This window comes from Corynebacterium sp. CTNIH16 (assembly GCF_032821655.1).
In the GTDB taxonomy this organism is placed as follows: domain Bacteria; phylum Actinomycetota; class Actinomycetes; order Mycobacteriales; family Mycobacteriaceae; genus Corynebacterium; species Corynebacterium marquesiae.
Genome location: NZ_JAVBIG010000005.1, coordinates 19,520 through 39,988, shown reverse-complemented (window position 1 = coordinate 39,988; position 20,469 = coordinate 19,520). Strand labels below are relative to the sequence as shown.

At 60.8% G+C, this 20,469-nt stretch carries 16 protein-coding genes and 1 tRNA gene; 10 read left to right on the top strand and 7 right to left on the bottom strand.

Annotation, left to right across the window (positions count from 1 at the left end):
- Nucleotides 1–42: 42 nt before the first annotated feature.
- Nucleotides 43–1,404, bottom strand: coding sequence for a dicarboxylate/amino acid:cation symporter (locus tag RAE04_RS06055; RefSeq protein WP_317026758.1), 1,362 nt, complete (start codon nucleotides 1,402–1,404; stop codon nucleotides 43–45).
- A gap of 281 nt (nucleotides 1,405–1,685) precedes the next feature.
- On the opposite strand from RAE04_RS06055, the gene RAE04_RS06050 reads away from it, so the two are divergent.
- From RAE04_RS06050 to nrfD, 5 genes are all read left to right on the top strand, one after another.
- The gene (locus RAE04_RS06050; RefSeq protein ID WP_317026757.1) at nucleotides 1,686–2,768 is read left to right on the top strand and encodes a thermonuclease family protein; all 1,083 of its coding nucleotides are present in this window, start codon (nucleotides 1,686–1,688) and stop codon (nucleotides 2,766–2,768) included.
- Between the two features lie 189 nt (nucleotides 2,769–2,957).
- Entirely contained in the window at nucleotides 2,958–3,581 is a 624-nt protein-coding gene (gene pcp, locus RAE04_RS06045; protein ID WP_317026756.1) for a pyroglutamyl-peptidase I, read from the top strand.
- Nucleotides 3,582–3,591: 10 nt separating this feature from the next.
- Nucleotides 3,592–6,858, top strand: coding sequence for a formate dehydrogenase-N subunit alpha (gene fdnG, locus RAE04_RS06040; RefSeq protein WP_317026755.1), 3,267 nt, complete (start codon nucleotides 3,592–3,594; stop codon nucleotides 6,856–6,858).
- Nucleotides 6,859–7,917 (top strand): 4Fe-4S dicluster domain-containing protein, encoded by a 1,059-nt coding sequence (locus RAE04_RS06035; RefSeq protein ID WP_049377955.1) that lies wholly within the window; start codon nucleotides 6,859–6,861, stop codon nucleotides 7,915–7,917.
- Nucleotides 7,914–9,029: an NrfD/PsrC family molybdoenzyme membrane anchor subunit gene (nrfD, locus tag RAE04_RS06030; protein WP_317026754.1), complete on the top strand. Its 1,116-nt coding sequence runs from the start codon at nucleotides 7,914–7,916 to the stop codon at nucleotides 9,027–9,029. The genes RAE04_RS06035 and nrfD overlap by 4 nt, the downstream gene beginning before the upstream one ends.
- Here nrfD and RAE04_RS06025 read toward each other — a convergent pair.
- Together RAE04_RS06025 and selD are read right to left on the bottom strand one after the other, a co-directional pair.
- Nucleotides 9,026–9,616 (bottom strand): hypothetical protein, encoded by a 591-nt coding sequence (locus RAE04_RS06025; protein WP_297846876.1) that lies wholly within the window; start codon nucleotides 9,614–9,616, stop codon nucleotides 9,026–9,028. The two genes, nrfD and RAE04_RS06025, sit on opposite strands and share 4 nt — an antisense overlap.
- 1 nt (nucleotide 9,617) lies before the next feature.
- Nucleotides 9,618–10,601 (bottom strand): selenide, water dikinase SelD, encoded by a 984-nt coding sequence (gene selD / locus RAE04_RS06020; protein ID WP_317026753.1) that lies wholly within the window; start codon nucleotides 10,599–10,601, stop codon nucleotides 9,618–9,620.
- Nucleotides 10,602–10,771: 170 nt separating this feature from the next.
- Here selD and RAE04_RS06015 point away from each other — a divergent pair.
- From RAE04_RS06015 to selB, 3 genes are all read left to right on the top strand, one after another.
- Nucleotides 10,772–10,866 (top strand) — tRNA-Sec (locus tag RAE04_RS06015).
- Between the two features lie 25 nt (nucleotides 10,867–10,891).
- Entirely contained in the window at nucleotides 10,892–12,208 is a 1,317-nt protein-coding gene (selA, locus tag RAE04_RS06010; protein ID WP_317026752.1) for an L-seryl-tRNA(Sec) selenium transferase, read from the top strand.
- Nucleotides 12,209–13,981, top strand: a complete 1,773-nt coding sequence (gene selB / locus RAE04_RS06005) for a selenocysteine-specific translation elongation factor (protein ID WP_317026751.1) — start codon at nucleotides 12,209–12,211, stop codon at nucleotides 13,979–13,981.
- Nucleotides 13,982–14,008: 27 nt separating this feature from the next.
- Here the strand turns inward: selB and RAE04_RS06000 are convergent, their stop codons facing one another.
- Nucleotides 14,009–15,094, bottom strand: coding sequence for a hypothetical protein (locus RAE04_RS06000; protein WP_284791803.1), 1,086 nt, complete (start codon nucleotides 15,092–15,094; stop codon nucleotides 14,009–14,011).
- A 194-nt stretch (nucleotides 15,095–15,288) separates the two neighbouring features.
- On the opposite strand from RAE04_RS06000, the gene RAE04_RS05995 reads away from it, so the two are divergent.
- Nucleotides 15,289–17,226, top strand: a complete 1,938-nt coding sequence (locus tag RAE04_RS05995; protein ID WP_317026750.1) for a BCCT family transporter — start codon at nucleotides 15,289–15,291, stop codon at nucleotides 17,224–17,226.
- 34 nt (nucleotides 17,227–17,260) lie between these two features.
- A complete protein-coding gene (gene zupT, locus RAE04_RS05990; protein ID WP_049377962.1) occupies nucleotides 17,261–18,058 on the top strand; it encodes a zinc transporter ZupT in 798 nt (265 codons plus the stop codon).
- Nucleotides 18,059–18,085: 27 nt separating this feature from the next.
- On the opposite strand, the gene RAE04_RS05985 is transcribed toward zupT, so the two are convergent.
- The 3 genes from RAE04_RS05985 to RAE04_RS05975 are packed head-to-tail and all read right to left on the bottom strand — an operon-like array spanning nucleotide 18,086 to nucleotide 20,302.
- Nucleotides 18,086–19,033, bottom strand: coding sequence for a DUF808 domain-containing protein (locus RAE04_RS05985; RefSeq protein ID WP_238801637.1), 948 nt, complete (start codon nucleotides 19,031–19,033; stop codon nucleotides 18,086–18,088).
- A 3-nt stretch (nucleotides 19,034–19,036) separates the two neighbouring features.
- Complete coding sequence (locus RAE04_RS05980) at nucleotides 19,037–19,573, bottom strand: DUF402 domain-containing protein (protein WP_225747166.1); 537 nt, start codon at nucleotides 19,571–19,573, stop codon at nucleotides 19,037–19,039.
- Nucleotides 19,574–20,302, bottom strand: coding sequence for a hypothetical protein (locus RAE04_RS05975; RefSeq protein ID WP_287556839.1), 729 nt, complete (start codon nucleotides 20,300–20,302; stop codon nucleotides 19,574–19,576). It lies immediately after the preceding gene.
- Nucleotides 20,303–20,469 lie beyond the last annotated feature (167 nt).

Here is a 20,469-nt window from a genome sequence, read left to right as displayed (position 1 = left end):
AATACCTTGCGGGCGTTTCTTTTGCCTTTTTAGGAGACTGGTTTAAGCCTTGACTCCGAGGGTCTCGGCCGAGTCAGAATCCATAATGTGCTTGACGCCGTTCTCGGCGGCATCCCAGGTTGCCTTGTCCTGGATGCCGGCGCGCTTAGCCACGATGGTGGCGCACAGCACCTGTCCGGTGACGTTGAGGGCGGTACGGCCCATGTCAATGATTGGCTCGATGGCAAGCAGGAGACCAACACCGGCCAGTGGCAGGCCGAGCGTAGAAAGCGTCAGGGTGAGCATTACCGTTGCGCCGGTGGTGCCTGCGGTAGCGGCGGAACCGATAACGGACACGAAGATGATGAGCAGGTACTGGGTGAAGTCAAGGTCGATGCCATAGAACTGGGAGACGAAGATGGCAGCGATGGCTGGGTATACGGAAGCGCAGCCATCCATCTTGGTAGTTGCGCCCAGCGGAATAGCAAAGGAAGCGTACTCGGATGGAACGCCCATAGCCTTTTCACTGAATCGCTCGGTAGCTGGCATGACGCCCATCGAAGAACGGGTGACAAAGCCCAGGGAGGTCACGGGCCACACGCGCTTGAAGAAGCCGATGACCGGGATTTTGTTGAACTTCAGTACTGCCGGGTAGACCACGGCAAATACCAGGCCCATGCCGACGTACATGGCCAAGACGAACTTGCCCAGCGAGCCCAGTGCATCCCAGCCGTAGGTAGCTACGGCCTTACCGATGAGGGCCGCGGTGCCAATCGGGGCAAGGCGGATAATCCACCACAGGATGACCTGAATGACCTTCAGGAAGGACTCGGTAAAGCGCAGGAAAGGCTCAGCAGACTTGCCGGTCTTGACGGCGGCGATACCAATGGCCAGCGAGATGACGAGGAGCTGGAGGGCACCAAAGCTGAGGGATACTTCGCCGTCGGAAAGCGAGGCGGAAAGGCCCATGAAGTTCTGGGGCAGAAGCTGCTCAAAGAACGCGGTCCACGAGCCGACATGGGAAGGATCCTGCGCGGTGGCAGCATCGATGCTCGTGCCGATGCCCGGCTTCATCACGACGGCGACGATGATGCCCGTCAAGACGGAGAAGAATGCGGTGATGGCAAACCATGCCAGCGTGGAAATTGCCAGGGACGCGGCGTTGGCGACCTTGCGCAGATTAGCGACGGAGGTAACAACAGCGGCGAAGATCAGTGGCGGGATCATCACCTTGAGCAGCTGGACGTAGGCGCTGCCGACGCCCGTGAGCAGGGTGGTTAACCAGCCCGGGTTATCTGGGTCGGTATCCATGCCGGAGGCAATGAAGCCCAGGATAAGGCCGATGATGAGGCCCGCGATGACCTGAGCACCGAATCCCGTGGCCCAGTCGGGAAGCTTGGAGCGCGAAGATTCTTGTTGAGACATAAAGATTCCTTTGAAAATAAAAATGGACAGATCGGACTATTTTCCAGGTACTGTCCTGTTCAACTTCAACATCGCTCAGCTTATTCCTTCTACGTCTGTAGGTACAAAGTGCGAGTGCTTTGCCGTGGCCGCAACCTCACCTTTCGTGCTCACGGAAAGGTGGATTTGCGCTGGCTTTATGGTGCTGGTGAGCGCGAAGGGAGGGGAGCTTGAGCTGCCACGTGTGTCCCATTGCTAACTTTAGGTAGCTACTCTCTCTATCTTTCTCAGGAGGAACATTCATGGGCTGGGTTAAACCTCTCGTTGGCATTTTCGCAGTTGGCGCAGTGGCTTCCGTTGCTTTAGGCGGCGGTGATGAAGATACCGTGGTGGTCAATCGAGTGATCGATGGTGACACCATTGACGTCGACATAGACGGCGAAAATACCCGCGTTCGGCTACTTAATATTGATACGCCGGAAATCGGCCATAATGGCGAACCGAGTGAGTGTCTCGCGGAGGAAGCGAAGCAGTACTTGGAAGGACGGCTGCCAAAGGGGACGGGGGTTCGGTTGGAATATGACTCCGAGCGGACTGACAAGTATGGCCGCACTCTTGCCGGTGTCTTTATTGACGATGACTTCATTAACGCGGATGTCGCGGCCGAAGGGCTGGCCACGGCGGTTGTATTTGGCGAAAACGACAAGTTTTACGACGAAGTGCACTATGCCGAACGCGGCCCTAAAGACGCCGGCGAAGGGATCTTTGGGGTCTCGGACGAGTGCAAGGTTTCCAGCGATGAGGACATGGCCGAAGCGCTTAGCGGCGCTGAAGCTGCGGCGGCAGCATTTGCAGCTTTCGGGGAAGCTGATATTGCAGGGTACGAGGATGTATTGGACAAGTCAGTAGCTGCGAAGGCCGGATTAGCGGTTCTGACTCGCCACAAAGATGATCGAAGCACCTTCCAGAAAGCAGCGTATCCGGATGCTCCCAAGGAGATTGCCGCGAAGAAGGAACGCGAGCTTGAGGGGAAGGAGAAACAAACCCGCGAAGAGCTCGAGAAATTGGAGGAGAAAGAGCGAGAGGAAGAGAGGCGTGAAAAGGAGCGCCAGGAAGAAGAACGCCGCCGTGTAGAGCAGCGGCAAGAAGAGATTCGCCAGCAGGAACGCGACGCGCCGGAAGTAGAGGTAGCGGAGCAGCCAACGCATGACGAGGTGGCTGACTATAAAGCCCCCGAGCAGCAGCCCGCACCTCAGCCGGCGTCGGTGGTCGATAACTACACTGGGTGCCGCGCTTATGGTGGAAACTATGCCATGACGTCAGTAGATAAGAATGGACGTTCATACGCGAAGATCGACTGCACTACCAAGCAACAGATCGGTTAGGTACCCTCGTCCTTCGCGCTCACGGGCAGGCTCCCGAGTACTTGGACCACCATTCCCGGTGAGCGTGAGGGAAGGGGGGAGAATCTGGCCTACACCCTTGCCGCTCACCAAGACTAGGGGGAAGCGCCATTCAGGTGTTGCTGGTGAGCGCGAAGGGTGGGAGGCCCGGGGATCTGGAATACTGGCAGCATGAAAATCCTCGTAACCGCATTCGACGCCTTCGGCGGAGAGAGCATAAACCCCACGGAACGAACTCTTCAGCAACTACCGGATCGCATTGGAGACGCGGAGCTCATCAAGCTGGTGATCCCGACGAAGTTCGGGGAATCGCTGCGTCGGGCGATTGAGGCCGCGGAGGGTTCGGCGGTCGATGCAATTGTATGTTTGGGCCAGGCCGGTGGGCGGGCGCATATCACCCCAGAGCGGGTCGCGATTAACGTTATGGATGCCGATATTCCTGATAATGCGGGTTATCAGCCGGTGAATGTACCGGTTGTGGAAGGCGGCCCGGCGGCATATTTCTCTACGCTGCCGGTAAAGGAAATGGTTGCGGCAATGGAGGATATTCCGGCGCGGTTGTCGAATACGGCCGGGACTTTCGTGTGTAACCAGCTGCTCTATGGTCTCTTGCATCACTTCGCAGGGGCGAAGGTGCGCGCAGGATTTGTCCACGTCCCGTTCATTACAGAGCAGGAGAAAACGGATAAGCCCATGATGGAGCTGGCGGACATCGTTGGGGGATTAAGCGGGCACTCTGGGCGGTGCAAGCTAGTTAGGGTAGCCTTTGTGGCTTTTTTAATCGGTGAAATATAGATTAAAGGACATGTCTCGCTTTAGCCCTCTCAACTGGCCGGTTGTGCGCCAGCTGCGCAGTGGCGATCCCTTCGGAAGGGACGTCAATACGCAGTCTCAAAAGAGTAAAGATAAGCATGGGCGCACCGTGGAAGCGGACCGCGTAGTGCAGTCGGTGTGCCCGTACTGCGCGGTTGGTTGCTCGCAGCGCGTATATGTCAAAGATGACCGCGTCATTCAGGTGGAGGGCGATCCGGATTCGCCCATTTCTCGTGGACGCCTGTGCCCGAAGGGATCTGCGTCGGAGCAGTTGATTAACTCCGCTACGCGCCTTACCAAGATTAAGTATCGTGCGCCGTACTCGACGGAGTGGCAGGATCTTGATGAAGATACCGCGATGGAGATGATTGCGGATCGTTTCTTGGAAGCCCGCCGGAACGGTTGGCAGGATGTGGACGATGAAGGTCGTACGCTCAACCGCACGATGGGCATTGCCGGTTTGGGCGGTGCGACCTTGGATAATGAGGAAAATTACCTCATCAAGAAGCTATTTACCGCCGCTGGTGCGATTCAGCTCGAGAACCAGGCGCGTATATGACACTCCGCCACTGTTCCTAGTCTAGGAACTTCGTTTGGCCGCGGCGGCGCAACCCAACCGCTGCAGGATATGGCGAATGCGGACTGCATCGTCATTGAGGGTTCTAATATGGCCGAGTGCCACCCCGTGGGGTTCCAGTGGGTGGTGGAAGCCAAGAAGCGTGGTGCCCGCATCATTCACGTGGATCCGCGTTATACGCGCACGTCTGCCTTTGCGAATCGCCACATTGGCATTCGCGGCGGTACGGACGTGGTGCTTTTGGGCGCAGTCATTAACTACCTGCTGGACAATGACCTGTATTTCCATGACTACGTGGTGGCGTACACCAATGCGCCGATGATCATTTCGGAGGACTACCAGGACACTGAAGATCTGGACGGTCTGTTCTCTGGTTATGACCCAGAGAGCGGTAAGTACGTCACGGATTCGTGGCAATACGTGCAGAAGCCGGAGGGTGCGTCGTGGAATGTGGAACGCGATGAGACGCTAGAGCATCCGAATTCGGTCTTCCAGATTCTCAAGCGGCACTACGCGCGCTATACGCCTGAGGTAGTGGAGGAGACCTGCGGTATTGCGCAGGAGGACTTCTATTACCTAGCGGAGTCGATCGCGCGGAATTCCACGCCGGATCGCACCACCTGCTTTGCTTATGCGTTGGGCTTTACCCAGCACACTCTGGGTGCGCAGTTTATTCGTACCGCGGCCATCTTGCAGCTGCTCACCGGCAATGTGGGTCGCCCAGGTTCGGGCATTATGGCGCTGCGCGGCCACGCCTCAATTCAGGGTTCTACCGATATCCCGACTCTGTTCCACTCCTTGCCGGGATATTTGCCGATGCCGAGCGTCGACAAGCAAAGCTGGCCAGAGTTCGTTGATGGAATCCGTAATGAGTCGCAGAAGGGCTTTTGGCAGATCGGTGAGAACTATGCGGTCTCGCTGATGAAGTCCTACTGGGGCGATGCAGCCACCAAGGACAACGGATGGGGCTATGACCTCATGCCGCGCATTTCTGGTGCGCATTCGACCTATGAAACGCTCATGGCCATGCTGGATGAGCAGGTGGAAGGCTACTTTGTCTTTGGCCAGAACCCGGCCGTGGCGCAGTCCAACGGCGGTATGCAGCGCCGCGGCTTGGCGGCGCTGAAGTGGCTGGTCGTACGCGATTTCCAGGAGATTGAGACCGCCTCCTTCTGGAAGGATTCGCCGGAGATTAAAAACGGCGAGCTTAAGACCGAAGACATCGGCACTGAGGTCTTCTTGATGCCGGCGGCCACCCACGTGGAAAAGGCGGGAACCTTTACCCAGACGCAGCGCATGCTGCAATGGCGTTTCCAGGCAGCACCGCCGCCAGGCGATGCGAAAAGTGACCTGTGGTTCTTCTACCAACTGGGCAAAAAGATCAAGGAGCGCCTGCGCGATTCCACCGATCCACGAGATCTGCCTTTGCAAAAGGTCACGTGGGACTATGTGGAAACCGAGGAAGGTGAGCCGAATTCTGAGGACGTCCTCAAGGAGATCAACGGCTACTACCTAGCGGGCCCGAAAAAGGGCGAGCTTTTGCCTGCCTTCGTGGAGATGAAGAACGATGGCAGTACCTCCGGTGGTTGCTGGATCTACACCGGCGTGTTTAAGGACGGCATTAATCATTCCGCGCGCAAGGTTCCGGGGTCGGAGCAAAACGAGGTAGCTCCCGAGTGGGGTTGGGTATGGCCGGCCAACCGCCGCCTGCTATACAACCGTGCTTCGGCGAAGCCGGACGGCACTCCGTGGTCGGAGCGCAAGAAGTATGTGTGGTGGGACGCTGACCAAGGTAAATGGGTTGGCGATGACGTGCCGGACTTCCCGGCTACCAAGTCCCCGAACTACAAGGCTCCGATCGACGCCGTGGGCCCGGATGCCCTCGACGGCACCGATGCCTTCATCATGCAGGCGGATGGTCGCGGTTGGCTCTTTGCGCCGACCGGGCTTTCCGACGGCCCATTGCCCACCCACTATGAGCCGCACGAGTCCCCGGCGCACAACGTGCTGTACAAGCAACAGCAATCGCCGACGCGCCTGACCATTAAGCGCCCAGACAACCTGTCGCGCCCAGAACCTGGTGAGCCGGGTTCGGAGGTGTTCCCGTTTGTCTTTTCCACCTATCGCCTCACCGAGATGTACACCTCGGGTGCGATGTCGCGCCGCCTGCCGTACCTGGCGGAGTTGCAGCCGGGCCTTTTCTGCGAGGTCGATAAGGCCTTGGCAGAAAAGCGTGGCTTGGAAAACGGCAAGTGGGCCACGATCATCTCGCCGCGTGGCGTCATTGAGGCACAGGTCTTGGTCACTGACCGTATGCAAATGATGAAGATCAATGGTGAGGAGTTCCACCAGATCGGTTTGCCGTATCACTACGGCGAGTCCGATTCCACGGCCGTTGCAGGCGATGGCGCCAATGATCTGCTGGGCCTTACGTTGGAGCCGAACGTATTCATCCAGAATTCCAAGATCGGCGCCTGCGATATCCAGCCGGGGCGTCGCCCGCGCGGTGAAGCCCGTGTAGAGATGCTCAAGGAGTATCAGAAGCGCGCGCACCTGAACCTGGATTCCGGTAATGATCTGCTCACCGTGGATGATTCCTTCACCTATAACCCAGAGCCGCAACAGCCCGCGGACGCGGATGAGCACGGCGAGAAGGGCGAGGAAAGCGAAGAAGGTAAGTAAATGACAAATCTTCTGACCGAAAACGCGAGCCGGCACGGCTATGATAAGTACCGCCGCATGGCCTTTTTCACCGACACTTCCGTGTGTATCGGGTGTAAGGCCTGCGAGGTGGCGTGTAAGGAGTGGAACCGCAACCCGGTAGAAGGCTATGACGTCACGGGTGATTCCTATGACAACACCGGCGCACTGGGGGCAAATACCTGGCGCCACGTGGCCTTTGTGGAGCAAAACAATGACCGCATCGAGCAGGCCCGCGAGGAGGGAAAGAATCTCATTTCCCTGGGTATGCCTTCGGTAGGCGCGCAGGCCCCAGAGGTTGATACCACCCCGCCGGATACGGATACGTTCCGGTGGCTCATGTCCTCGGACGTGTGTAAGCACTGCACGCATGCAGGCTGCTTGGACGTGTGTCCTACCGGAGCGCTGTTCCGCACCGAGTTTGGCACCGTTGTGGTCCAGGATGATGTGTGCAATGGTTGCGGCACTTGCGTGGCCGGCTGCCCGTTTGGCGTCATCGAGCGCCGCGATGACGGCGGTGTGGCGCTGAAGTATGACAAGACGGCCACGGTGGATTACGTGGATAATTCCCATGCCGGTGTCAACGTGTTGAAAAAACTCAAGCAACTTGCCCCGCAGGGCCCGGACCATACGCCGGGCGAGGCGATGCCGATCAAGAACTTGGGCGTGGCCCAGAAGTGCACCATGTGCTACGACCGCCTGAAGCAGGGCGAACAGCCAGCATGTTCTAAGACCTGTCCTACTGATTCCATTCAGTTCGGCCCGTACGAGGAGATGGTGGCCGCAGCCAAGGAACGCGTGCGCGTATTGCACGAGCAAGGCCTTACCGAGGCCCGCCTTTACGGTGCCAACCAGGACGATGGCGTGGGCGGAACCGGCTCCATCTTCCTGCTTTTGGATTCACCTGAGGTCTACGGTTTGCCGCCGGACCCGCGCGTGCCGACGGCCGATTTGCCGCAGATGTATAAGACCGCAGCCAAGGCTATCGGTGGCATGGCGCTGGCCGTGGCTGGTTCTTTCCTGATTGGGGGACGCAAATGAGCAACTTTGATGAGTACCGTCCACCGCAGCCGGAGCGCCGCAATCGCTACCGGAAGTTCGACGGTACGAAACCGAAGAAGAAGCGGAAGCGTCCAGGCGCGGGTGCGCAGGACGGTTCCAAAGAGGAGCGCATGGCGCAGGACTTCGAGTTCTCGTCTTACTATGGCCGACCAGTGGTGAAGGCTCCGCCGTGGGAATGGCCTATCGGCGCCTACCTCTTCTTGGGCGGCGTGAGCGGTGGCTCGGGGCTCTTGGCCGCCGGCGCACAGGCGGTGGGCAATGCGCCGCTGCGTCGTACCACGCGCCTTTCTGCCTTTAGCGCGGCGGCCGTGGGATCGGTCTTTTTGATTCTGGATTTGGGCCGTCCGGAACGCGCATTGAACATGTTCCGCGTCTTCAAGGTGACCTCGCCAATGTCCATGGGCTCGTGGATTTTGTCGGGCTTTGCCAGCGCGGCTGCGCTGCCTGCCGCCGCGGAAGTAGATGCGGCGACTGGCCACAAGCTGCCGCTGCCGAAGTTTGTGCGTACGGTGCTAAAGAAATCGGCCGGGCCGGCGGGCGCGGTCACGGGCGTGCTTGGCGGCCCGCTTGCGGGTTATACCGCGGTATTGCTGTCCAATACCTCGAACCCGGTGTGGAATGACATGAAAAAACACCTGCCGTATGTTTTCGTTTCCTCGGCGGGTGCGGCGTCGTCAGGCCTGGCTATGGTGACCACTCCGGTCGAGCACGCGGGACCGGCCCGTGTGTTGGGTATGGCCGCGGCGGCCAGCGATCTGGCAGCGACCAAGGTGCTTGAGGAAGGCATGGAGCCAGAACCGCGCCAGGCACTGCACGAGGGAAAGCCAGGCACGTTGATGAAGGCCTCGGAATACCTCATTGCGGCCGGTGGTGTCGGTAGTGCAGTGGCTGCGGTGACGAAGTCGCGGGCAGTCTCTGTGGCTGCGGGGCTATCGCTCCTGGCAGGCTCGGCGTGCACGCGCTTTGGCGTGCTTAACGCCGGGCTGGAAGCGGTGAAGAATCCGGAGACTACCATCGGGCCGCAGAAGCGCCGGGCGGAAAGGCGCCGGCGCGGGCAGGGCCTCGACCACGATGTGGTGAGCCCGGACTAGTCCAGGTCCTGCAGGGCGGGGGCGAGCGCCGCGCCGATGTCTTCCATGCGTTGTTGCTCGGCTGCGGGGTCGCGGCCATCACGGTGGAGGTAGTAGTTCAGCGCCACATCGCCCACGGTGGTGACGCACGTGGTAGACACTGACTCTTCGACCGGCCAGGCGGAGCAATAAAAGCGCCTATCAGCGGCGGTGAACTCGAAGGGGGAGTACTCATTGGCGGGGCGTTGCTGGGCGGCGTTTTGGGCATCGAGGTCGTCGTGCAGTAGCTCTAAGTAGCGCTGCGCTGCCTCATTGGGGTCATCGGGGCAAACGGGCGCGCCCTCGGCCTCATACTTCGTCCCCAGCAGACTGACCTGCTCCTTATCCTGTGCACGGTAGAGCACTGAGAAGGAGTGTTCATCCTCGTCGGTGGAGTGCGAATCGAGCTTCGACTTAGCGAGCGAATCCGGCAGGGTCTCGCGCACCGCGGCAATACCAACGGGGGAGCATCCGCTTGGCGATGTCCGCTCGGACGAGCACCCCACCAGCCCCGCCGCGGCAAGGGTGGTGGAGGAAAGGGCGAGGAGAAAAGGGACCTGCCGCTGCATCTTAGGCCTTGATATAGGCATTGCCGGTGCGCTCGGTGGTATGGCCGATGACGGGGTAGCCGGGTACCTCGCCGATGAGGAGGAGGCCGCCGGAAGTTTGGGCGTCGGCAAGCAGCACCAGCTCTTCCTCGTTCAAGGAGGCATCGAGGTGTGGGCGCACCCAGTCGAGATTGCGGCGAGAGCCGCCGGGGATGAAGCCCTCCGCCAGCGCCTCCTTTGCGCCTTCGACGGTGGGCACGGCGGAAAAGTCGAGCTCCGCGGCGATGCCGGAGGCCCGGCACATCTTGTACAGGTGGCCGAGCAACCCGAAGCCGGTGACGTCCGTGGCGGCACGCACGCCCGCCTCCACCGCGGTGCGGGCGGCCTCACGGTTCAAGGTGGTCATGGAATCGACCGCGGCCTGGGAGACCTCGCCGGTAGCCTTGTGCTTGTTGTTGAGGATGCCCACGCCAATGGGCTTGGTTAGGGTGATGGGCAGGCCAGGTTCGGCGGCGTCGTTACGCATGAGCTTGTCGGGGGCGACCATACCGGTGGCGGCCATGCCGTACAGTGGCTCGGGCGCGGTGATGGAGTGCCCACCTGTGACGGAAATGCCTGCCTCGGTGGCTATATCCATGCCGCCGCGCAGGACCTCACGCAGCACATCGAGTCCGAGCTTTTCATTGGGCCAGCCCACCAGGTTAATGGCGGTAACCGGGGTGCCACCCATGGCATAGACATCAGACAGCGCATTGGCCGCAGCCACTCGCCCCCAATCGTAGGGGTCATTGAGCATGGGGGTGAAAAAATCCGCGGTGGAAATTACCGCTAGGCCGTCCTGGATTTTGACGGCCGCGGCATCATCGCCATCGTCCAGGCCAACCAGCACGTTAGGGTCGGCCTTGCCTATCAGGCCCTCGACGGCAGACTCAAGTTGGCCAGCGGGAATCTTGCAGGCGCAACCGCCGCCTGCGGCGAAAGAGGTGAGTTTAATATCTTCGGTCATATCGCCATTTTACTCATCCCGAGGAACTATTTGTCTGCACAGCAAGGTAGGGAACCTGTGTGTGGCGATAGGACATAGGGCGCCGAGGTTTCCACCTCGGAGCGGCATGGTGGATGTATTGCGTGACAGGTGTGCCGGCACCGGGGAATGCCCGTGTAAGGTGAGCACACGGAGGCGTACGTGTCCTGGTGGGCGCCCCGGTCTTCAAAACCGGTGAGGCCGAGTATCTCGGTCTGGCAGGTTCGATTCCTGTCCGTCTCCGCCACTCGCGCGCAAGGAGGAATGCCACAGTGCCCACGCCCACGCCTGCTGCTAGCCCGGACCCCCGCAGGAATATTCCCCGCATGGACGAGCTGCTCCAGCTGCCGGAAGTAGAATCCGCGCGTCAGCGCCTAGCCGAGCACACCATCCGCGCGATAATCCAGGGCGCAGTCACCCAAGCGCGCCGCGGTCCGCTGCCGGTCAGCAATATACCCGCAGAAATTGCGCAGCGCCTGGAACAAAAGAATACGCATTCCCTGCACCCAGTCATTAACGCCACCGGCGTCATCATTCATACGAACTTAGGGCGTGCCCCGCTTCCCAGCGCCGCGGTAGAGGCCCTGCACGCCGCTGCCTCCTATACAGATGTGGAAATGGACTTGGGCTCGGGCAAACGATCCAGAAATCGCGGCGCCGGAGCCACGGCCGCGCTGCTCGCAGCCTGCCCCGGTGCAGAAGATGCCCTCGTGGTCAATAACGGCGCCAGCGCCTTGCTCCTGGCCACCGCCGCGCTCGCTCCCGGCAAAGAGGTCATCATCTCGCGCGGCGAGCTCATTGAGATCGGAGCTGGCTTTCGCCTGCCCGAGCTCATCGAGTCCACGGCCACGCGCCTCAAAGAAATAGGGGCGACTAACCGCACACACCTGGCCGATTATGAACGCGCTCTGGGAGATAACACCGGCGCCATCTTGAAGGTGCATCCTTCCAATTTCCGCATCGAGGGGTTTACCTCCGCAGTCGGGGTAGAGGAACTGCACCGCCTAGCGGTGGAGCACGATACGCGACTCATCGTGGACTTGGGCTCCGGCCTGCTCACCCATGACCCGGCGCTGCCAGAAGAACCAGATATTCAGGCCCAGCTGCGCGCCGGCGCCGATATCGTCATAGCCTCCGGCGATAAGCTGCTTGGCGGTCCGCAGGCAGGAATCTTGCTTGGCACCAAGGACGCGATTGCCGCGGTGAAGAAGCACCCGCTGGCGCGTGCGGTGCGCATAGATAAGCTGCGCCTCAACGCGCTGGAGGCGGCCATTTCGACGCCCTCGAATGCGGTGCAGGATGCCCTCCACCTTGATCCCCAGACCCACCGCGAGCGCACGGAAGCCATCGCGCAGGCAGTCGGGGCAGAAGTGGTACCTCACGATGGCCGCGTGGGTGGTGGCGGGGCGCCCGAGTACCCGCTGCCCGGCTTCGCGGTGAGCCTGCCCGAGCCCTATGCGGACGCGCTGCGCCGCCAGAAACCGCCCGTAGTAGGCCGCGTGCATCAGGGCCGCTGCTTGGTGGATATTCGCTGCGTTCCTGCCGACCACGACGCCGCGGTTATTTCCGCTATTAAGGCGGTGGGCTAGGTGTACGTCGTCGCTACTGCCGGTCATGTAGACCACGGCAAGTCCACCCTGGTGCGGGCGCTTACGGAGATGGACCCGGACCGGTGGGAGGAAGAAAAGCGCCGCGGCCTTACCATTGACCTGGGGTTTGCCTGGACCACGCTGCCTTCTGGCGCGGATGTGGCTTTCGTAGATGTGCCCGGCCATGAAAAATTCCTAGGCAATATGCTCGCTGGCGTGGGCCCGGCCCCGGTCGTCCTCTTTGTTGTGGCGGCCGATGAGGGATGGCAGGCCCAGTCCACCGACCATCGCGATGCTCTGCGCGCGCTGGGAATAGAGCACGGCATTATTGCGCTAACTCGCAGCGACCGCGCCACCGTGGACCGCACCGCAGAAATCCGAACGCAGCTGGCCGGCACCCCGCTTGCCAACGCCCCCATTATCCCCGTATCCGCCCCTACCGGCGACGGCATTGCGGAGCTGCGGCAGGCGCTCGATGAGGTCCTTGCCACTGTGCCCGCTCCCGATGCGCAGGCACCCGTGCGCCTGTGGGTGGACCGCGCCTTTAGCGTGAAGGGCGCGGGCACCGTGGTTACCGGAACGCTTGCCGCGGGCACCCTGCGCGTGGGCGATAGCCTTAAGGTGGCCACGGCTGGTGGGGAAAGGGCCGTGGAGATCCGTGGCCTGCATAGTGAAAATCGCGCGCAGGATTCACTCGGCCCCGTCACTCGTGCGGCCGTCAACCTGCGCGGGGTGGATGCCGCCGATATCCACCGCGGCGATGTGCTGCTTACCCCGGGTGCGTGGCGCTTGGTGGACCACCTCGATGTCCGCCGCACCTTTGGCGCGGATCTCGATGGGCTGCCCGATAACCTCGTCGTGCACACCGGTACCGCCGGGGTGGAGGCCCACCTGCGTCCCTTGTCTGCCGATTTCGCGCGCATCAGCCTGGCACACCCGCTGCCGCTGCGGCTCCTTGATCGTTTCGTAGTGCGCAGCCCCGGCGGCCGGCACGTCGTCGCTGGGGTAGAGGCAGTAGATCTGCGACCGCCGGAGCTTAATCGGCGCGGTGCCGCCCGCCACCGCGCAGAAGAGCTCAGTGCCCAGGACTCTTTCCGCGATCCTGCCTCCTACCTGCGCCGCGTCGGTTTTGCCCGTCTGGATGACCTTGATCGCGATGGTTTTGCAACTACAGCGCCGCCGCAAGGCATTATCGCTTTCCGCGACTGGTGGATTGCGGCCTCGCAGGTAACTCGGTGGAAGCAAGCGCTTACCCACGCCCTGCAAGCCCACACCGCCGCACATCCCCTAGCGCCGGGAATGCCGCGCAAGGCGGCCATGGACGCCCTCGGCCTGCAAGAAGAAGGCTTGCTGGGCCTAGCCATCGCCGCTGCGAAGGCGGAAAGCAGTGAGGGAGTGTTGCGCCTTCCCGGGCAGCGGGCGGACCTCGGCCCGGCGGAGCGCGGGGTCGCTGCCATCGAGGAAAGGCTTAAGGTAGAACCCTTTGCGGTCCCCGAGGCAGATGACCTAACGGAGCTGGGCCTGGGCCCAAAGGAACTTGCCGCCGCCGAGCGCGCCGGGCGCCTTTTGCGCCTCAAGCAGGGAATCGTGCTCTTGCCCTCGGCACCGGAGGAAGCGCGCCGGCGCCTTAGCGAACTGGAGCAGCCCTTTACGCTTTCGGCAGCCCGTAAAGCGCTGGGCACCACGCGGCGGGTAGCCATCCCGCTGCTGGAATACCTCGACGCCCAGCGGATTACTCGCCGCGGCGACGGGGGCCAACGCACATTGCGCTAGCGTGGCCTCTGCGGCTGAGCATCGCACCTATTTGCGGTGATTGCCCCCGCGGTGGTGAGACGTGTCGCGCGCCATGCGCCGGGCCCGCACCCGCGCGGATTCGGAGGAAAAGCGGCCCGGTTCTTCGGCTACCGGCAGCGCACGCCAGCTGAAATTCTGCTCTCCTGGGATGGAGGAGACCAACTCCGCCAGCTTGGCGCTGGCCGGCGGTTGTTGTGCTTGCTCATTGTGCTGCTGAGCTGGCGCACCTGGCTTAGCGGGTGCAGCTGGCTGGGCCTGTGGCCCTTTCGGGCGGCGCGAGCCGGTGGGCAGCGCCGTCACGATGGCTTCGCCGGAAAGCGTGTGCTCCCAGACCTCGGGCTGAGCCGGTGTGGCTGCGGGCGCAGCGGCGGGAATCGCAGGTTGTGGCGCGGGCACGCGTAGCGGTGGAACAGCGGGGGAGAAGAGCTCCGCGGTGGTGGCCTCATCGGCGGGGATATCGACGGCAAGCATGCCGTGGCTCGCGTAGGCGCGGGCAGAAAGCCCCGCCCCAGAACCGTTTGCCGCAGCGAATGCGGCGCGCAGTCCAGGGAGCGCGGCACTGTCGCCGAGGGGACCGAGAACCGTATCGTCGCAGGTCGCCACCGCGGTGCCGGCAAGGTCTTCCAGTGTGACGAAAAATTGCTGCGTGCCCATCTGCTCAAGCTGGGCGGGCGATAGGTCGCCGGCGGCGGCATCGATCAGCACGCCTCGTCCGCCGGAGAGCAGCGCGGTTCCTTGCGGTTGGTCATTGACCGGCACCATCCACGGCCACAGGCCCAGTGACACGGCAACCTCGACCTGGCCGTCAACTACCTCTACGGTGGCGATCGTCTGCGGTTGTGCAGAAGAGGCCTTCAATCGCTCCAAGGCGGGATACTCCGCCGCCTCGACCTCGTCCAGAAACCCTAAGAAGCCGAAGTCCGAGCGAACGCGCCAGCCGTTGGTGTAGGTATCGGGTTCTAGGGAGACGTCGACAAGCGCAGCGTGCTTCGCCACGCCGGGGATACTCAATGCGGTGCCCAGCACTGGGTGCTCGAGGACCGCAACATGCTCCACGTCGAAGTAACTAGTCGCGAGCGGGTATAGCGCCATAGAAAGTCACTCCCAAGGTTAAAGGCCGGTAAACAATGCGTAGCTCATTTTACGCATATAGGGGATAGGGCTGGCGCCAGCTTTATATCCTGCGAGTTTCTATTAATGTGTAGACAGCTCTCTTAAAAGTGAAACCCGGAAAACAGAATAGGAGTAGAACCATCTCTTCTTCACCGTCTTCCTCATCCCGCCCTGTGCGTGGGGTGAATAATTCGGAGGAAAGCAAAAAGCGCACCCGCAACGCCAAGCGCATTCTCAAAGACATTATGTACCCGCATAATATCCACCCCGCGCTGGTACCGGGCGTTGCCATTGAGGACCAGAAGGTCAAGTATGGAGTAGACAAGCCGATCCTTTTTGTGGTCGGCGGACTGGTCGTCGCCTTCGTAATCTGGGGTGTGATTGCACCCGAGCAGGTCTTCGATGCTTCTTCGGCAGCGCTCGATTGGGTGATGCGTAACTTGGGCTGGATCTTTACCGCCCTAGCGACGTTCCTGATGTTTTTGCTCATCATCTTGGCCTTTTCAAAGTACGGCAAAATCCCTCTCGGGCTAGATGGGGAGAAGCCGGAATTTTCCACGGTGAGCTGGGCCGCGATGCTCTTTGGTGCCGGCATTGGCATCGGCATTATCTTCTTCGGCCCCTTCGAGCCGCTGAGCTACTACCTTTCGCCGCGCCCTGGTGCCTATGAGGCTGCGAGCGATGAAGCGGTGCTGGGCGCCATGGCGCAGGCAGCCATGCACTGGGGCTTTAATGCCTGGGCAATTTACGCCATCGTGGGCCTGTGCGTGGCCTACGTCTCCTTCCGCCGCGGCCGCGTGCCGCTGATGAGCTCCATCCTGATGCCGCTCTTTGGCAATCGCTCCTCTGATTCCCTGCCCGCGCGCATCATCGATGGCCTGGCCATTATTGCCACTCTCTTCGGCACCGCCGCCACGCTGGGCATCGGTGCGCTGCAGATCGGCCGCGGCGTGGAATTGGTTAGCGGCTGGTCTACCACCGGCAATGCTGCGGCGCTGGTGATCATCGTGGTGCTGTCCATCGGAACGATCTTCTCGGCCGTCTCCGGCGTGGCCAAGGGCATTCGGTGGCTCTCTAATATCAACCTGGTGCTGGCCATGGCGCTGGCCTTGTTCTTTTTCGTTGTGGGACCGACCGCCTTCTTGGCCAATATGCTGCCGGCCGTGGTGATTGAATATCTCGATGAAATGCCGCAGATGCTCTCTGCCAATATGGGCGAGGGGGAAGATATGGTTGCGTTCCTGTCCTCCTGGACCACCTTCTACTGGGCCTGGTGGGTATCTTGGTCGCCGTTTGTGGGTGTTTTCGTAGCCAAGATTTCCCGCGGGCGTACCATCCGCCAGTTCGTGCTTGGCGTGCTGCTTATTCCCTCCGCCATCATTGTTGCCGCTTTTACCATCCTGGGCGGTACCACCATTTGGCTGCAGCGCCGCGATGGCGATATCGCCCCAGACGGCACTATTGATTCCATGCCGGCGGCAGAAGACATCTTTTTCAAGGTCTTGGACCACTTCCCGGGAGCGGAGTGGATGGCGCCCATCGTCATCGTCATGCTGGTGGTCTTCTTCATTACCACGGCTGACTCCGCATCCATTGTGAACTCGCAGCTCACCCAGCGCGGCAACCCCAAGCCCAACCCGGCAGTAACGGTCTTTTGGGTGGTATGTATGGCTGGCATTGCCGTGGTCATTTTGCTTGCCGGTGGCCGTAATGCGCTGCAGGGCCTGCAGAACCTTATTACGGTGACGGCCCTGCCTTTCGCGGTCATCATCGTGCTCATGTGCATCGCGTTGGTGCGCGAGCTGCGCCATGATCCTGCCTCCATCCGTCATTTCTACGAGGACGAAGCGGTCTCTAATGCGATCGTGCGGGGCGTGCGCGATTATGGCGATAACTTTGCCCTGTCTATCGAGCCGACGGACGGCGACTACGCAACGGGCGCGCACTTTAACTCCACTGCAGCAGAGGTGACCGATTGGTACGCGCGCACGGACGAAGAGGGCCGCGCCGTGGGCTATGACTATGAGGCAGGCGAGTATGTGGACAACGATCCATCTATCAAGAATGGCGAGTTCATCTCTCCGGTACCGGAAGATAAGGAAGAAAATTAATACTTGACAATCATTGGCAGGTAGGGTGCCAGCTATGACTTTTAGTACCTTTGCCTTTGCCTTCGCCTTGGTGCTGCTGTCGGGTCTATCGACCTCGATTGGCGGCGCTTTGGCGGTGGGAAGGCGCCAGCCGGGGCCGGCTTTTATGGCCGCTGCACTGGGGCTTTCGGCCGGCGTGATGCTGTATGTCTCCTTTATGGAGATCCTGCCGGAAGGCATTGCGCAGCTTTCCGACGCGCTCGGTGAGGAAACCACCGGCACCTGGGCCGCCGTCGGGGCGTTCTTTGCTGGCATCGCCGTCATCGCCATCATTGACCGGCTCGTGCCGGAGGAGATTAACCCCCATGAGCCGGCCACCACGGCCGAAGAAGCCCGCCGCAAAAAGCTAATGAAAACCGGCGTATTTACCGCCTGCGCGCTGGGCCTGCACAATTTCCCCGAGGGGTTTGCCACCTTCCTATCTGGCCTGGATTCTAAGGAAGTTGCGGTGCCGGTGGCGGTGGCCATCGCCATTCACAATATCCCGGAAGGCATTGCGGTGGCTGTTCCGCTGCGCGAGGCCACTGGCTCCCGCAAGAAGGCCTTTTGGTGGGCCACCTTGTCTGGCCTGGCCGAGCCGCTCGGCGCGCTCATCGGCTTCGGCCTTCTCTTGCCGGTTATTGGGCCGGCGACGATGGGCATTAGCTTCGCCGCCATCGCCGGCATTATGGTCTTCATCTCGCTGGATGAGCTATTGCCCACTGCTGAGGAAACCGGCGAGCACCATCACGCTATCTACGGCTTGATTGCCGGCATGGCCGTGATGGCGGTTTCGCTGATGCTATTTATGTAGCCGGCTATGCAGCCGGGCTACGGCGTTTTAAGCCTCCGCCGGCTGGGCGGAGGTGGCCGAGGTCTTGCCAAAGGAGGCCTTGACCGCCATTACGATGGTGGCAACCACTGTGCCAAGCACCAGGCCGCAGACCATGGAGATGCCGGTATCTGCCAGCCATGCCAGGGCGCCATTGGAGATCTTCTCAGTCACGGATGCGATGAATTCGTGGGGCTGATCCATACCGAATTCGTGCAGGCCCTTGACCACGATATGGCCGCCTACCCACAGCATGGCGGCGGTACCGATGACGCCGATGATATCGAGAACGATCGGCATGCCCTTGACCAAGGCGTTGCCCACCGTGGACTTGCCATTGTGGCGCTTATTAAGGGCCATGCCAATATCATCCATCTTGACCAAGAGGCCAACGGCGCCGTAGACACCCAGGGTCAGCAAGATGCCGACGAAGATGAGGGCACCCAGGCGCATCCAGAATGGCTGGTCGATGACCTCGTTTAAGGAGATAACCATGATCTCAGATGACAAGATGAGGTCAGTGGTAATCGCGGACTTGACCAAGCTATCTTCGGCGTCTGCGCCCTTTTCCTGGACTGATTCAGTTTCCTTCTCTCGGTGGGGAAGAAGGTGATGCAGGATTTTTTCCGCGCCTTCAAAGCATAGATAGGTACCGCCGCACATCAAGATGGGCGTGAGCGCCCACGGCGCGATCCAAGAGAGGATCATGGCGATGGGCAAGATGATTACGAGCTTATTGATGAGCGAGCCCTTGGTAATGCGCCAGATCATCGGCAACTCGCGCTGGGGCTTAATTCCCTCCACGTATTGTGGGGTTACGGCAGCATCATCGACTACCACACCTGCGGCCTTCACGGAGGTCTTGCCCGCAAGGGCGGCCACATCGTCAACGCTAGAGGCAGCGGAGCGGGCGATCAGGGCGACGTCGTCAAGCAGGGCAAAAAGGCCACCGGCCATAAATTATCCTTCTGGGGTTAGGGTGATGTTATCGGACCACGTTAAGTGTATTCCCTGATGCGCCAACCAAGCCATCGCATCGTCACCGCTGCGAGTAATGCCCTCGACTGCGGCAAGTGTAGTGTCGATCGCTTTCTCTGTGTCCTCGGCAGAAATCAAGCCGGCGGAGGCCGCGGCAGAGAGCTCATCAATATCGAGCACGGAAATGGGCTCGCTGCGGGTGGCAACAAGATCCACATAAAGATCGCGGGTGGTCCACACCGCGCCATCGCGCTGGATTTCGGCCACATCAATATAAAAGTCCTGGTGGACGTCCACCCCGGGGCGGAAATGGAAGATATTCGCACGCAGGTTGAGATCGGGCAGCAGCCACGATTCCAAGTACCCGAAGCGCGGATGATCGGCCCCGCGCGCCATGTAGAGGCCGAAATCCGTCTCGGTGTATGTGTCGACCTCTCGCCGGAACCCCTTGGGGTCGATATTGGTGTACTCGGCGGTATTAAAGGTCTCGCGCTTGACCGGATGGAGATCCACCGGCATTTACTTCACCTCAAGGAAGGCGGCGGTCGGGGCAAAATTGCAGCGGGATTCCTGGGTGTTCACGCCGCCAGAAAGCAGCGCGATGACGGTGCCCTTGCCGGTCTGGGCGGTACCGGACAAGGTGGTAGGGCCGTCCTGATTGATGCCATTGTTATTTAGTGGGGTGATGCCGCTGCGCAGGGTGTCAAGGTTGAACCACTGCACGTTCATCCCGCCTTGTTCTCGTGCGGCCGGTGGGGTGCCGAGGGCGGTGAAGAGGAAGACGGTTTCGCCGGACTTTGCACCCGGTGCCGGCATTTCGGTGGGGCCAGGAACGGCGATGGCCGAGCCCATGGCATCGCTAGTGCCGCCAATGCACTGTGCGGAGACTGTGGGCCAGTAGAACTGGCGGAAGTTCGGGTTATTGCCCTCCGGCATGGCTACGCCGCCCTTGCCATCGCCGCCGCCGGCGAAGAACGCGAGGCCCGAGAGGATAGCGTTGCGAACATCCTCGGGAATCCAAGGTTGTGCAGCAAAAGCGCGGATGCGGTCCTGGGTTTCCTGATTGGGGCGGCCGAGCTCGTCCAGCGGGCTGTGGGAGGATGCCTGCTGCACTAAGGAAGAAAGATCCGGTGCGGATGCCTGCGCAGGGGCGACGAGCGGAGAGGCGAGGCCGATGAGCGCGGCCGTGGCAGCGGCGATATAACCGGTACGGCCGGACAGGCGCCAGGTGGTGCGGGCGTGGCTCACGTTATCAATTCCTTGGGTGCGGTCTCGGGAAGGGGAGTCAAACCCCCAGTTGTCACATTTGTAACAATATTACCTACAGTAACGATAGTGATGCCAAGGGCAGTGTCAAGTACTTTGGCAATCTATAAGAATTTTCGCTCCCCCTATACGGTGCGTTACGGGGTAAA